Source organism: Solibacillus faecavium (assembly GCF_014836905.1).
GTDB lineage: Bacteria > Bacillota > Bacilli > Bacillales_A > Planococcaceae > Solibacillus > Solibacillus faecavium.
Genome location: NZ_JACSPZ010000001.1, coordinates 201,923 through 215,777, shown reverse-complemented (window position 1 = coordinate 215,777; position 13,855 = coordinate 201,923). Strand labels below are relative to the sequence as shown.

At 38.9% G+C, this 13,855-nt stretch carries 15 protein-coding genes; 11 read left to right on the top strand and 4 right to left on the bottom strand.

Annotated features, from left to right (window positions below):
* Positions 1 to 627 precede the first annotated feature (627 nt).
* The 8 genes from H9635_RS01115 to H9635_RS01080 all read left to right on the top strand — a co-directional run bounded on the left by H9635_RS01115 (position 628) and on the right by H9635_RS01080 (position 8,048).
* Positions 628 to 2,745, top strand: coding sequence for an HD family phosphohydrolase (locus tag H9635_RS01115; protein WP_191698304.1), 2,118 nt, complete (start codon positions 628 to 630; stop codon positions 2,743 to 2,745).
* 11 nt (positions 2,746 to 2,756) lie between these two features.
* On the top strand, positions 2,757 to 3,242 hold the full coding sequence (gene ybeY / locus H9635_RS01110; protein WP_191698303.1) for an rRNA maturation RNase YbeY: 486 nt from the start codon (positions 2,757 to 2,759) through the stop codon (positions 3,240 to 3,242).
* Positions 3,229 to 3,579 (top strand): diacylglycerol kinase family protein, encoded by a 351-nt coding sequence (locus H9635_RS01105; protein WP_191698302.1) that lies wholly within the window; start codon positions 3,229 to 3,231, stop codon positions 3,577 to 3,579. Before ybeY ends, H9635_RS01105 begins: the two co-directional genes overlap by 14 nt.
* A gap of 119 nt (positions 3,580 to 3,698) precedes the next feature.
* Positions 3,699 to 4,106, top strand: a complete 408-nt coding sequence (locus H9635_RS01100) for a cytidine deaminase (protein WP_191698301.1) — start codon at positions 3,699 to 3,701, stop codon at positions 4,104 to 4,106.
* The gene (era, locus tag H9635_RS01095) at positions 4,093 to 5,007 is read left to right on the top strand and encodes a GTPase Era (RefSeq protein ID WP_191698300.1); all 915 of its coding nucleotides are present in this window, start codon (positions 4,093 to 4,095) and stop codon (positions 5,005 to 5,007) included. Before H9635_RS01100 ends, era begins: the two co-directional genes overlap by 14 nt.
* Before the next feature lie 141 nt (positions 5,008 to 5,148).
* Complete coding sequence (locus H9635_RS01090) at positions 5,149 to 6,345, top strand: CapA family protein (RefSeq protein WP_191698299.1); 1,197 nt, start codon at positions 5,149 to 5,151, stop codon at positions 6,343 to 6,345.
* Positions 6,346 to 6,406: 61 nt separating this feature from the next.
* On the top strand, positions 6,407 to 7,180 hold the full coding sequence (gene recO / locus H9635_RS01085) for a DNA repair protein RecO (RefSeq protein ID WP_191698298.1): 774 nt from the start codon (positions 6,407 to 6,409) through the stop codon (positions 7,178 to 7,180).
* An 82-nt stretch (positions 7,181 to 7,262) separates the two neighbouring features.
* Positions 7,263 to 8,048 (top strand): MBL fold metallo-hydrolase, encoded by a 786-nt coding sequence (locus tag H9635_RS01080; RefSeq protein WP_191698297.1) that lies wholly within the window; start codon positions 7,263 to 7,265, stop codon positions 8,046 to 8,048.
* A gap of 109 nt (positions 8,049 to 8,157) precedes the next feature.
* Here the strand turns inward: H9635_RS01080 and H9635_RS19145 are convergent, their stop codons facing one another.
* The 4 genes from H9635_RS19145 to H9635_RS01065 form a co-directional block, all read right to left on the bottom strand.
* Positions 8,158 to 8,769: an alpha/beta fold hydrolase gene (locus H9635_RS19145; protein WP_225231056.1), complete on the bottom strand. Its 612-nt coding sequence runs from the start codon at positions 8,767 to 8,769 to the stop codon at positions 8,158 to 8,160.
* On the bottom strand, positions 8,753 to 9,139 hold the full coding sequence (locus tag H9635_RS19140) for an alpha/beta fold hydrolase (protein WP_225231055.1): 387 nt from the start codon (positions 9,137 to 9,139) through the stop codon (positions 8,753 to 8,755). The genes H9635_RS19145 and H9635_RS19140 overlap by 17 nt, the downstream gene beginning before the upstream one ends.
* Before the next feature lie 112 nt (positions 9,140 to 9,251).
* Entirely contained in the window at positions 9,252 to 10,064 is an 813-nt protein-coding gene (locus H9635_RS01070; protein WP_191698296.1) for an EcsC family protein, read from the bottom strand.
* 65 nt (positions 10,065 to 10,129) lie between these two features.
* Positions 10,130 to 10,594 (bottom strand): hypothetical protein, encoded by a 465-nt coding sequence (locus H9635_RS01065; protein WP_191698295.1) that lies wholly within the window; start codon positions 10,592 to 10,594, stop codon positions 10,130 to 10,132.
* 245 nt (positions 10,595 to 10,839) lie between these two features.
* Here H9635_RS01065 and H9635_RS01060 point away from each other — a divergent pair, with 245 nt between their 5' ends.
* From H9635_RS01060 to H9635_RS01050, 3 genes are read left to right on the top strand one after another with little or no spacing between them, the layout of a single operon-like run.
* Positions 10,840 to 11,982 carry an acyl-CoA dehydrogenase family protein gene (locus tag H9635_RS01060; RefSeq protein WP_191698294.1) on the top strand — a complete coding sequence of 381 codons (1,143 nt, stop codon included), beginning with the start codon at positions 10,840 to 10,842 and terminating at the stop codon, positions 11,980 to 11,982.
* Positions 11,979 to 13,031, top strand: a complete 1,053-nt coding sequence (locus tag H9635_RS01055) for an acyl-CoA dehydrogenase family protein (RefSeq protein ID WP_191698293.1) — start codon at positions 11,979 to 11,981, stop codon at positions 13,029 to 13,031. Before H9635_RS01060 ends, H9635_RS01055 begins: the two co-directional genes overlap by 4 nt.
* Before the next feature lie 13 nt (positions 13,032 to 13,044).
* Positions 13,045 to 13,851, top strand: a complete 807-nt coding sequence (locus tag H9635_RS01050; protein WP_191698292.1) for an enoyl-CoA hydratase/isomerase family protein — start codon at positions 13,045 to 13,047, stop codon at positions 13,849 to 13,851.
* The last annotated feature ends 4 nt before the right edge of the window (positions 13,852 to 13,855 follow it).

Here is a 13,855-nt window from a genome sequence, read left to right as displayed (position 1 = left end):
AGCTCAAAGTTATAAAAATAAATGGTATCATTTGTAAATATGGATCTTGATTCATCTACCTGAGATAAATAGAGAAAGAAATTTCCGTTATTTCACAAATAAATTAAAAATAGGTTCATCACCATAAGTAGGGGATGACAAAATTGAAAAATAATATTTTCTAATTAAGTCCGTTCTGCTACGCTACGGGGAAAACACGTTGAAGCAAGTATTTTGGAGGCTCATCCTTCGCTCCATGTCACTCTGCTTTGGCATTAAGTGAATTTCTGCTATAATACAGAGCATTTCCGTACTCCGCCGCCTCGCGATAGCGCAAGCGGCTTGATTGGGTGTTTTTTACTTCACTTTATAACGAAGGCAAAATTTTGGGATTGGTGGGCCTCACAAACGGCAATAAAGGCAGTGATAAAGACACTTCACGTGGCTTTAGCGCTGTCTTGCCGTAGCCCACCAATCAAGTGAAACTTCATTAGAAAAGCAACCCGATGTTATGGTGATGAGTCGAATCGGTCACTTTTAATAGATAATTTTATAGGCGGATAGACATTATTAGAAAAACATTCAAGCTTTTCGTAACAAGGAGGATATAAATTTGTTAAAATAAGAGTAGAAAGAAAGTGGAGGTGCATGGTCATAGAGAAAATAAAAAAGCTCATCCAATTAATTAGTTTTCGTGCGTTGCTAATTATCGTTCTTACTGCTACGGCATTGTTACAATTTTCTTTAATGATTGATAATGTCCGTGGTGTTACATATGATATTAAATTAACAGAATTATCGCCAGAAACAATTCGTTCAATAAAAACAATTGAAGATACCGTCAAAACAGAACAGGAAGTGGAGAGTGCCGAACGCTCAGTAGAACCTGTTTACATATTTAAAGAAGATGTTCCTAGCCACCGTGCCACTTTTGTAACGACAATATTTGATATTGTATTGGACGTGAAAAGGGATATTGGGAATCAGGATGGCGAAGTAGGCCAACCAGAACAGCTGGAGTTATTGCGTTCAAATCTAAAAGATATAATAGAAAATCAGCAAAACCTGATTTTATCGGATGCACAGCTAGTAAATTTACTGAATGCTCCAAAAGGAAATATCGAATCAACACGTGATTCACTGGCTGCATTGGTGGAAACGAATTTAAATCGTCCGCTTCGTAGGGAAAATCTGATTACATATCGTAATGACCTTGAAAGTAAAATTCGTCAGCATCCTTCCATATCGGATAGTTTAATGAGTGTAGCAGTTGCAGTTGGACGAGCTGCTGTCGTAGAAACAGAAGTACTTGATGAAGAAAAAACAGCTATTGCTGTGCAGCAAGCTAAAGATGCAGTTGAACCGACCCGCATTCTTCAAGGACAAATCATTGTTCAAGAAGGGGAAGTTGTCACTCGGGAAATTTATCGACAACTCGAATTATTAGGGATGCTGGATAGTGAAGAATCGATTAAACCGATTGCCGGTCTAGTTATATTAATTGTTCTGCAGATGGCATTTTTATTTGCATTATTTGATCGTTCAAAAAAGGACCCTTCCAAAAAGCGTAATGAATTATTCGTTACGATGATTGTCTATTCTATCGCATTGATCATGATGAAGTTAATCGGAATGATTTCAGGGAATTTTGATTTAACGATTGCATTTATTTATCCTTCCGCTCTCGTGACGATGCTTGTTCGTGTATTGGCAAATGACCGTACAGCGAGCATAGTAACATTAATGACCGCAGCATCAGCAGGCATTATTTTCCATGAAGGCTATTCTGCCATTTTACAGATGGATATGGCGCTTTATATTTTATTTGGCGGATTTGCATCAATTATTTTTATGCGCAGTTTGGAAAAGCGGAAAGATATTTTACAGGCCGTTGGTATTGTAACGCTTGTTAACATTCTATTTATTGCGTTTTATTTATTGATGGCACAATCTGGCTATGGCTTTATGGAAATTTCATTCTATGCAGCTGCTGCAATCATATCGGGATTATTATCCGGTGCGTTGATGATGGGCTTACTTCCGTATTTTGAGTCTGCATTTGGAATTTTATCAGTCATGCGCTTAATTGAACTGTCGAATCCAAATCATCCACTTTTGAAAAAAATCTTAACGGAGACGCCTGGTACGTACCATCATAGTATTATGGTAGCGAATTTAGCAGAAGCTGCGTGTGAAGCAATTGGAGCGGATGGCTTGTTGGCAAGAGTAAGCTGCTATTATCATGATGTAGGTAAAACGCGAAGACCGATGTTCTTTATAGAAAACCAAATGGGTACAAACCCACATGATTCTATGTCACCTGAAAGCAGTGCAGAAATTATTATCGCACATACTACTGATGGGGCAGAGCTTCTACGCAAGCATAAAATGCCTCAGGAGATTATTGATATTTGTTTACAGCATCATGGGACAAGTACATTGAAATTCTTCTTGTTTAAGGCGAAGGAAGAAGGGAAAGAATTGGATGAAAGTATATTCCGCTATCCTGGTCCAAAGCCACAATCGAAAGAGGCAGCAATTATTAGCATTGCAGATAGTGTAGAGGCTGCAGTACGGTCATTGAATCAGCCGAGTGCAGAAAAAATTCATAAGCTTGTACAGTCGATTATTCAAGACCGTGTGCAAGATGATCAGTTTGATGAATGTGATATTTCTTTGAAAGAACTGAAAACGATTGAAGATATTTTATGTGAAACTTTAAATGGGACGTTCCACTCGCGTATTGAATATCCAAAGGAAAATTAGGAGGGAACAAATTGTTATTAATTGATTTTTTAGATGAAACAAATGAAGTAAAAAATCCACATTTAAAATTGGTGGAAGAACTGCTGCAGCACGCAGCCGAACACGAAGGGATTGAAGATGGTTCTGAAGTATCGATTACATTTGTAACGAATGAGGCCATTCATGAAATCAATCGTGAATATCGCGATAAAGATCAACCTACCGATGTTATTTCATTCGCTCTGGAGGAAATGGGTGAAGGAGAAATGCAAATTATCGGAGAAGGTATACCACGTATATTGGGAGATATTATTATTTCAACAGACCGCACAAAAGAGCAGGCGGCGGAATATGGGCATACTTTTGAACGTGAGTTAGGATTTTTGGCGGTGCATGGTTTTTTGCATTTGCTCGGATATGACCATATGACACCTGAAGATGAGAAAATCATGTTCGGAAAGCAGGATGCCATTTTACAATCATACGGCTTAGGTCGTGATACAAATGAACGTCCGTAAGTTTTTCCGATCTTTCCGTTATGCAATGGAGGGAATATTTACGGCTGTCAACGAACAAAATTTCAGATTTCACTTAGTGAGCGCAATAATAGTCATCATCGCAGGTGTATTAACAGGCTTAACTATAGTCGAATGGAGTATTATTGTATTGATAATTTTCCTCGTTATAGGTGCCGAGCTGATAAATACAGCCATCGAACGAGTAGTGGACCTTGCTTCACCGGAATTTCATCCGATTGCAAAGCAGGCAAAGGATATTGCAGCAGGTGCTGTACTTGTTTTTGCGCTCGCAAGTGTTATAATCGGACTACTCATATTTTTACCAAAATGGCTATAACTTCTTTTTTGGAAACATAAGAATACTTACTGGAAAGTTATTACTCTGGTCGACAGCTGAACTTGGAAGCAAGGACAGGTAGTGATTAAAATAATATGTATATGTTGGGGGAACTGACGATGAACATGGATCAACTAATGGAACAGTCTAAAATTGCACGTGAATTTGCTTATGTGCCTTACTCGAAATTTAAAGTAGGTGCGGCATTATTAGCTGAGGACGGTACTGTATACAATGGCTGCAATATAGAGAATGCAGGGTATAGTATGACAAACTGCGCGGAACGTACAGCATTTTTTAAAGCGGTATCGGAAGGCAATATGAAATTTAAAGCATTAGCGGTTGTAGCAGATACACCGGGTCCATGTTCTCCATGCGGAGCTTGTCGACAAGTAATGAGTGAATTTTGTGCACCGGATATGCCTGTCTACTTAACGAATATGAATGGTGACGTTCAGCAAACGACAGTAGGCGAGCTTATCCCGGGTGCGTTTAATACGGAGGATATGAAAAATGCAGGAAAATAAAGGATACAAATCGGGCTTTGTCTCGATTGTAGGTCGACCAAATGTCGGCAAATCAACATTTTTAAACCGAGTAATTGGTCAAAAGATCGCGATTATGTCGGACAAACCACAAACAACACGAAATAAAGTACAAGGTGTATTAACGCAGGAAAACTCTCAAACGATTTTCATCGATACGCCGGGAATCCATAAGCCTAAACATAAATTAGGCGAATTTATGTTAAAAACATCACGTAATGCATTAAGAGAAGTCGATGTTATTATGTTCATGGTGAATGCAGAGCAGGCAATCGGTAAAGGTGACGAGTTCATCATCGAGTTATTGCAAGGCAATAAAACACCGGTATTTTTAATTATTAATAAAATCGATTTAGTACATCCTGATGAATTAGTAAAAATTATTGATTCGTATAAAGATAAGTTCGACTTTGCGGAAATTATTCCAATCTCAGCATTACAAGGCAACAACGTTGAAAACTTATTAACGACAATTGAAAAATACTTGCCGGAAGGGCCTCAATATTACCCTGCTGACCAAGTAACGGATCATCCGGAGCGCTTCATTATCTCTGAATTAATTCGTGAAAAAGTATTGCATTTAACTCGTGAAGAAATTCCGCATTCAATCGCGGTCGTTATTGAACGTATTAAACCACATGAAGAAAAGGAAAATATGATTCATGTACAGGCGACAATTATGGTTGAACGCGATTCACAAAAAGGGATTGTTATCGGAAAACGCGGTGCCCTTTTAAAAGAGGTTGGTGTACGTGCCCGCCAGGATATTGAAATGTTGCTAGGTTCAAAAGTATATTTAGAGCTTTGGGTAAAAGTGCAAAAAGATTGGCGTAATAAGCAAACCCATTTACGTGATTTCGGCTTTAGAGAAGACGAGTATTAAAAATAATATGAACAGATGCAGCGTTTATGTTGCATCTGTTCTTTATTTATTTCTGCAATTTTGCTAGTGTATACTTGTATAAACTTTAGTATTATAAGATATAATAGGAATTATTTTACAATAAACTTAGTAGGTGAATGATTGAATACATTAAATAAATTTTTGTTGTCATTTTGGGTCGTGTCATTAGGAATTTTAGTGGCCGTTATGGTAACGATGGATAAAGACACTCCGATACTTATAGCAGAGGGGCAAATGACTACACCCGTTGAAGGCGGGAAAGAACAGCTTGCGCAAAGCAGCGATATTAAAGAAACGGTCGAACCAGTTACTGGGCTTGAACCGGTAAAGGAACCAGAGATTGAGCCACAGCCGGAGATTGTAAAAGAAACTATGCGTCTTGCGATGGTTGGAGATGTTCTGCTTCATTTGAGGCTTGCTCAATATGAGGATTTCACGTCATCTTTTGCAGCGGTGGCCCCAACTATGCAAAGCTATGATTATTTAATTGCAAATCAGGAATCCCCTCCAGTAGGGAACAATTATGCATTAAGTGGCTTCCCTCAATTCTCGAGCCCTCCTCATATTTTGCGCGATCTACAAAATGCAGGTGTAGATATGGTTACTATTGCAAATAACCATACCGTTGATAAAGGGGAAGGTGGTGTCCGTACATTTTTTGAAAACCTGGATGAGTACGGTATGCCTTACGTAGGGGCGTATAAAAATGCTGAAGATAAAGCGAATGACCGTATTATTGAAGTTGGGTCGATAAAAATCGGATTACTTGCCTATACATATGGCACTAACGGACTGTACTTACCAAAAGGCTCCCCATATATTATCAATTATATTGATGAGACAAAAATAAAGGCGGATATAGAATTATTAAAGGAAGAAGTAGATGTTGTAGCGGTTTCCATGCATTGGGGACCAGAATACGCTTATAGCGAAAGCGACTATCAGAAGCATTACGCAAAAGTTTTAAATGAGGCTGGGGCACATATTGTTCTCGGGACACATCCGCATGTGCTGCAGCCATACAAAAAACTCGTAACTGAACAGGGGCATGAAACGCATGTCTTTTATTCCCTAGGCAATTTCTTTTCAACGATTTTAACCATTCCGAACACTATGATTGGCGGGATCGCTAGCCTGGAAATTACGAAGGAAGGCGATGTTATTACGATTCGACAGCCCGAGCTCTATGCGACATCCGTATTGAAAGATACAGATGGTATTTACCGAGTATATCCTTTAAAAGATGTGGAACAACGATCTGTTCAAAATCTGGATTGGGTAAAGAAAATAATTGGTGATGAGGTAACCGTTTATTAAACATTTGATGTAGCGGTACGGTATAATAATACTATGAAAGAAATAGAAGGATGTGCAATAGATGCTACATAAATGGGAAGGCATCGTTTTAAAAGCGCGTGCTTACGGTGAATCAAACAAAATTGTTACGATTATGACTCGTGAAGCAGGAAAAGTGGCATGTATGGCGCGTGGAGCCAAGAAACCTACAAGCCGCCTTGCAGGTGTGACACAGCCTTTTATGCACGGCTCATTTTTAGTCCAGCGTACGTCAGGTATGGGAACTTTGCAGCAAGGGGAACATTTTAATTCAATGCGCCATATTCAAACGGACATTACGGCAACAGCCTATGCGAGCTACATTGTGGAAATTATCGATCGTTTAGTTGAAGAAGGTAGACCCGAGCAGTATGCCTTTGAAATTTTAATTCAGGCGCTGAATGCGATTGAAGAAGGTTATGACCCTGAAGCGATTACATTATTTGTGGATTGGAAGATGCTTCCGTATGCGGGGGTGCAGCCAATTTTACATGCATGTGCCGGCTGTGGTGCAGTAGACGGGGAATTTGCTTTTTCATTTACACAAGGAGGCTTTATATGCCATCGTTGTTTTCATTTGGATCCGTATATTATCCGACTATCACCAACACAGTTAAAACTGATCCGCATGTTTTATACAGTGCCGATTGATCAAGTAGGCAAGCTTGAATTGAAGCCACAGACGAAGCAATTTATAAAGAAAATCGTCACGACAATCTATGAAGAGCAAACAGGAATACGGCTGAAATCACGAAGTTTTATAGAGCAATTAGAGCGTACACCTTTATTGCAGCGTGAAAAAAAGGAAGAAAACTGAATTAATTGCCTAGGAAATAAGCTAGTCAGATGGAGCGTTTCTACATTTGACTAGCTTTATTATTTGAAAGGGATGATGAAGGATGCAACAGTTTAAAAATGAAAATATAACGGTATTTCAAAGTGTGCTCTATCAAACAACGTCCGCGGTAGTTAAAACAGAACGGGCAATCATTTTAACTGACCCTAATTGGCTGCCGAATGAAATTGATGAAATAAAAGCCTACATACAATCGATTATGGGTGAACAGAAATTATTTATTATTTATACTCATAGTGATTTTGACCATATTATTGCAGCCGGAGCTTTTCCGAATGCTACAACAATAGCGAGTGAGGCATTTGTGAATCGCTCGGATAAAGAAAAGGTGTTAGAGGAAATACATCAATTTGATGCACAGTACTATATTCAAAGAGACTATCCGATTGTTTATCCAACAATTGATATTGTTATTAAAGAAGATGGCCAGATGGTTAATTTGGAAGATGCTTCATGCACATTTTACCTGGCACCCGGGCATACTCGGGACGGTTTATTTACTGTAGTGGAACCCTACGGAATTTTATTGGCGGGCGATTATTTATCGGATGTTGAGTTTCCCTTTATTGAGGATTTGCAGTGTTATAAGAATACATTACAAAAGGCAGCAGCAATTATGTCTGATAATAGAATTCAAACACTTGTGCCGGGGCATGGTCAGGTCACAAATAATTTGTTGGAGATTCGGAAGCGGTTGGATGATTCGATGTTATATCTAAATAATTTAGTGATGGAAATTGATCAGGAAGAAGCGTTGAGAAAGCAATATCCTTTTTATAAAGGGTTAAAAGAAATGCATGAGTTAAATAAAAAGATAGCTTTAATATAAAAAATCGCCAACTATCCCAAAAATTACGATAGTTGGCCTTTCGACGTGCGTATCGTAGAGGGGCATTATTTTTAAATTTCACGCGTACATTATGGCTTAAGGAAAACTGCTAAGATGGGTTTTTATAAGAACACTCGGAACAGAGTACATCAGTTCTTAGAATGTGTAGAAACCTCTCTTGTTCTTCTATAAAAGGAGAATGTGCAGAGTTTTCAAATGTATAAAATTTTTTAGATGGAGCTTCTATTTTTTCGTAAAAACGTTTTGCTTCCTTGTAGGATGTTTGGTAATCATACACACCATGTAAGATAAAAACAGGAACATCAAAACGAGGTGCTAACAATGTTGCATCGGCTTTTGCCATTGTTTCACCTAAAGAATCATAACTAAAAAAAATTCCCTTTGGTATGTTAAAACGCTCTTTCCAGGAATAATGATTACAAGTAAACAGATCCTTCATACCTTGCCAATTGGAATATCCCATTCTTTTCGTACCGCCCCCAAATTTGTTGAGATATCTTCCAAGTATTCTACGATAGCCCTGATTTTTATAAAAATCTCGATCAAACACGACAGATTGAATATCTTTCTCTGCCCTTTTATCACCTCGTTTACTCGCTGTCTCCAATAAAAATTCATAAGTTTGTTTATTGGAATCAAAATGCCTCCCAAATTGTCCTACCCCAATGTAAGCTAAATAATGCTCAGTTTTGACTAACAACTATGCTTCCGAGCAACGTTCCCCAAGAGTGTCCGGATATATATATCTTCTTTTTATTGAACTTTTTCTTTAAATAGTTAGTTATTATTAAGGAATCAGAAACCAATCTTTCTAACGTCACTTTGCCTTGGGTCGATGAGTTATAAGACATACCGGTGCCACGTTGTTCCCAATAACAAACTGTAAAGTATTCTGCCCATCTAAGTCCTGATTTTTTTAAGATTGAATACTGTGGAAATCCAGGTCCTCCATGCAAAAACAGGAGAACCGGATTTTGAAAATCTATTGATTCAATGAATAAACCATTTTGATGCCCTTCTATCTCCACATATTCTTTTATGAATTGAACAGTCCTTTCTTCTACCTTCAAAATCCTCCTCCTTAACTTTTAGGTTTCGTATACAGTAATTGTTAGGATTCATATTCAAAGAAGCCGATAATACGTCAATAAGAATTTTTGATTAAAAAAGGTTAACGTAACGTTATAGTTCACTACCCTCTAGCTGATTCATACGTTCCAATACCCGTCGTTTTCGGTAAAGCATCATGCCTGCTTCGGAAACATCTTGAATCATGGATTTATTAATAAATGCCCCGAAAATCATACCTGCCACCGGAATCATCTGGAACAGCTTCTTCATCCCAAAATTATCTCTGTACGTATAAAACACTTCCTGCCACCCTTGCAGTTGAGATACCATATTTTCTGCAGAGCGCGGCTGTTCATAGTTTTGGGCAAGTTCATTTAATATTGCCTCTTTACCAACAATATCGGATGAAGCGAACTGCAGACATTTTACAATAAAAATTCGCTCTGTTTTTTCGTTCGGATCATAGCCATGGATAAGCGCAATCTCCTGTAACGTTTTTAAGGCAATTCCCAATATAACAGGGATATCAATTGCTAATGTGAATATTCCTCCAAAGCCTGTGGAAGCCCCTTGTACTGTAGCGATATTTGCCCGGTTTTTCTGCAGCTTTTCACTAAGAGCCACCATATCTTCTATCGGGATCTCCCCAATGTCTTTTATAGACGAAATTGAATGTAATGTATGTTTTTGGATATAGTTGATCATTGACTTTTCACTCACTAAATACTTACCGCCTGATTGCACATAGCTAACTAGCTCATCTACTAATACTGAAATTTTTTCCTGAATGAATTTTGGTGTTAGTTTATCAAGCATTTTGAATGGAATACGACCAATTTTTTCCCAAAACCATAAACCGCTTTGATCCTTTTCCCATTCTTGAATTGCCTGCAAATAATTCTCCAACTGTTGTTTAGTTTCCAAGGTTCGCCCTCCTAATGGACTTGCTATTCAATTTACGAATAAGAGCAGAAAAGGTTTCATCGGAGTTACTCAAATTGTGTTAATAGAGGAGCTACATCTTCTTTTAACCGTTCATAAAACAATTCTTCGAGTTTTAAATGGTCATGATGCTGCTTTTGTTCGAAAAGACTATACATTTTATCGATTTTCTCGTTAGAAAAGCGGAAGTGGTGGTTGAAATGGTCGCGTTTATTGTCTTCGCTTAAATGCATATAGCCCCGAATGATTGTATAAAGCTGATTGTATTTCTTGTTGGCCTGCTCATAAGCTTCTCTACTTAGACAGCCTAAAGCACTGCTTGGGTCGTCATGGCTACGGTAAAAATCCTTTGCTTCCCGATAGGCTTCTAACTGCATATTCGCTGTGTAGAGAATGTGATGCTGCCCACGATGGTCCGGGCATTCGAAATGGAGGATCGCTTTGACGAGTCGAGAGATTTTATCATACGTATCTAATGGTTTTACAGATTTTTCTTTTAACTGAAAAAACATACTTCCACCCCATTATTTATCTTTTCAGAAAATTATAGCTTATTTTTAGGTGAAATGTTAGCAATCTCTTTCTATTTTTACAGAATAATAACAAAGAATGATATTGTGAAAAACTGCTCGTTTAGGAGTAAAAAAGCTATAAAAAACTAAAATATTGTAGAATAATTTTGACAATTCAGAAATTTATTGCGTATAATATCGGTATGAGAAAGTAGTTACACAATATGCGTAATGGAGGTTATTTTATGAATCTACCTAAAGTTCAATTTACAGAAGAACAAAAACAATTTAGACAGGAAGTACGAAGCTTTTTAAAACAACATATTGAGAAAGGGACATTTGAGACTCGATGTGACTCGTGGTTAAGTGGTTCAAATCCTGATTTCTCTAAACTTGTAGCAGAGCAGGGCTGGATAGGGATGACGTGGCCGAAGCAGTATGGAGGTAAAGAACGAAGTACGTTAGACCGTTACATTTTAACGGAAGAGTTTTTGGCATATGGAGCTCCGGTAGCTGCCCATTGGTTTGCTGACCGTCAAACAGGACCGCTCCTACTGCGTTTTGGTACAGAATATCAAAAGGAATTCTTCTTGCCGAAAATTGTAAAGGGTGAATGTTTCTTCGCCATTGGGTTAAGTGAACCGAATAGTGGATCAGATTTAGCTTCTGTTGCAACACGTGCCGAAAAAGTGGAAGGTGGCTGGATTGTAAATGGGGCAAAAACTTGGTCGAGCAATGCTCAGGATTCGCATTACATGGTAACGCTTATTCGAACAGAACCATTAGGTGAAAAAAAGCATGAAGGTCTTTCACAGTTTATTATCGATTTGAAAGGTGAGGGAGTAACTATTACACCAATCCGCTATTTAACGGGGGAGCCACATTTCAATGACGTATTTTTCGATAATGTATTTGTTCCGGACGAAATGGTCGTCGGAACGCTCGGTAATGGGTGGAAGCAAGGTTTGGCAGAGCTGGCATTTGAACGTAGTGGGCCAGAGCGTATTTTAAGTACATTCCCGCTTTTAAATGAAGCGATTGAAGAATTAAAGAAAAAGAGAGATCTTTCCGGGTTGGAAGAGGCAATGAAACTAGTTGCAGAGCTTTGGTCATTGCGCAATTTATCTATCGGTGTGGCTAAAGTACTTGAAGAAGGCGGCGAAGTAATTATTCCTGCAGCACTTGTAAAAAGTATCGGCACTAAATTTGAACAGAAAATTCCGGAGATCGTACGTTTATTGCTAGATGTATATCCAGATCTTCAAAGTGAAAAAGAGATTGAACGCTATTTGGCAGAATCGATTTTACATGCCCCTGGGTTCACAATTCGTGGTGGCACATCCGAGGTTCTATACGGAATTTTAGCGAAGGGGGTTGTTGCACAATGAGTGAAATAAAGGACATGGTCGTAGAAGTAGTGGAAAAAGTACTGAAAGATAAAGTTGAGAAAGAAACGGTAGATTTACTGGAGGGGAATTTGTGGGCTGAAAATGTATGGCAACTATTACTTGAAAATGAGTTGCACAACGTAGCAGTCAGTGAAGAAGATGGGGGCGCAGGCGGAGATATTGAAGATTTGCTTGCACTGTATGGACTGATTGGAAAGTATGCTGCACCCGTTCCGTTTATTGAGCATACGTTAGCAAACTATTTACTGAAACAGATTGATATAAAAGGGTATGAGCAGTTGACAACCTACAGTATTACTACACCACTTCAGCTTAAAGAAGATACTTTGTTTGGGACAGTAAAACATGTTCCATGGGCTAAATATGCAGAGAAAATCGTTGTCTTGGCACAGGAAGGTTCACAGCAATTTATCGTTGTTGCCGATCTGAAAAATGTGTTACTGAAAAATGGGACTAACCTTGCAGCAGAACCAAGGTCGGAAGCTGTTTTCGAAAAAGTGAAAGCGCTTCAAAAAGTACCGATTACCGCACAACAGTATGTGGCTCTTTCGAAATTAGTTACAGCAGCATCTGTCAGTAAAATGAACGGTGCCCTTACGACAGCATTCCAACTAAGTGTGCAATTCAGCAAGGAGCGCGAGCAATTTGGTCGTCCGATTCATCGATTCCAGCTCGTGCAGCAACATTTGGCAAATATGGCTGGCGAACAAACATTGATGACGGTAGCAACGAACAATGTCCAAACATTATTGGTCGATGGTCAAGAAGGGGTTGAAGTAGCGTATACGCGTTTAAGAATGGATGACGCAAGCCGCGTAGTTACCACTGCCGCACATCAGGTTCATGCAGCAATCGGCGTTACGCACGAGCATCGATTACATCAATTTACACGCCGTTTATGGGCTTGGAGAGATGAGGAATTTACGGCTCGCTATTGGAAGCAGCAGTTAGCTAAGCAGGTGCTAGAGTCGAAAATGGATTTATGGGAAAGTATGACAGAACAAAATGAAGCGCATGTTCATGCATAAGGAGGAAGAAAATATGGCGGATTTATTATTTGATGTGAAGGATCATATTGCAACGATTACACTAAATCGTCCAGATAGTATGAATGCATTTAGTGAAGAAATGATTTTATCGTGGATTAAGGCTTTGGAAGAAGTCCGGGATAATGATGATATACGTGTTGTCATTTTAAAAGGTAACGGCAAAGCATTTTGCGCTGGTGGTGATGTGAAGGCGATGATTGCTGGAAATGGATTTTTCAATAGTGAAGAAGATATTACTTCAACAGCTTTGGCTCGTAAAAACTCGTTATGGAAAAAGGTTCAGCGTGTCCCTCTTCTCCTTGAAGAAATCGATAAGCCGGTCATTGCACAAATGCATGGCTTTGCGATGGGTGCGGGGCTGGATATGGCATTAATGTGTGATATCCGAATTGCTGCACAATCTGCTAAGTTCTCAGAAAGCTATATTAATGTTGGGATTGTTCCAGGAGACGGCGGTGCGTATTTTTTACCTCGTATTGTAGGGATCGATCAGGCGCTTGATATGTTATGGACAGCGCGCGTACTAACAGCCGAGGAAGCGAAGGAAACACGTTTAGTTACTTACGTTGTCAATGACGATGAACTTGAGGATTATACGCTGAACTATGCGAAAAAATTAGCTGCTGGACCAATTGAATCAATAAAAATTATTAAGCGTGCGGTTTACCAAAGCCAAACAATGAGCCTACGTTCGTCGCTGGATTATATTTCTTCAAAAATGGGTCTAGTAACGGAATTACCGACATACGAAGAAGGGGTTAAAGCGATTGTAGAAAAGCGAAAAGCCGTATTTAAATAATACA

Excerpts from the sequence above, each read along its gene's own strand:
- H9635_RS01115 (WP_191698304.1), top strand. The coding sequence starts at position 628 with ATGGTCATAGAGAAAATAAAAAAGCTCATCCAATTAATTAGTTTTCGT.
- H9635_RS01105 (WP_191698302.1), top strand. The coding sequence starts at position 3,229 with ATGAACGTCCGTAAGTTTTTCCGATCTTTCCGTTATGCAATGGAGGGA.
- H9635_RS01100 (WP_191698301.1), top strand. The coding sequence starts at position 3,699 with ATGAACATGGATCAACTAATGGAACAGTCTAAAATTGCACGTGAATTT.
- era (WP_191698300.1), top strand. The coding sequence starts at position 4,093 with ATGCAGGAAAATAAAGGATACAAATCGGGCTTTGTCTCGATTGTAGGT.
- recO (WP_191698298.1), top strand. The coding sequence starts at position 6,407 with ATGCTACATAAATGGGAAGGCATCGTTTTAAAAGCGCGTGCTTACGGT.
- H9635_RS01080 (WP_191698297.1), top strand. The coding sequence starts at position 7,263 with ATGCAACAGTTTAAAAATGAAAATATAACGGTATTTCAAAGTGTGCTC.
- H9635_RS01065 (WP_191698295.1), bottom strand. The coding sequence starts at position 10,594 with ATGTTTTTTCAGTTAAAAGAAAAATCTGTAAAACCATTAGATACGTAT.
- H9635_RS01060 (WP_191698294.1), top strand. The coding sequence starts at position 10,840 with ATGAATCTACCTAAAGTTCAATTTACAGAAGAACAAAAACAATTTAGA.
- H9635_RS01055 (WP_191698293.1), top strand. The coding sequence starts at position 11,979 with ATGAGTGAAATAAAGGACATGGTCGTAGAAGTAGTGGAAAAAGTACTG.
- H9635_RS01050 (WP_191698292.1), top strand. The coding sequence starts at position 13,045 with ATGGCGGATTTATTATTTGATGTGAAGGATCATATTGCAACGATTACA.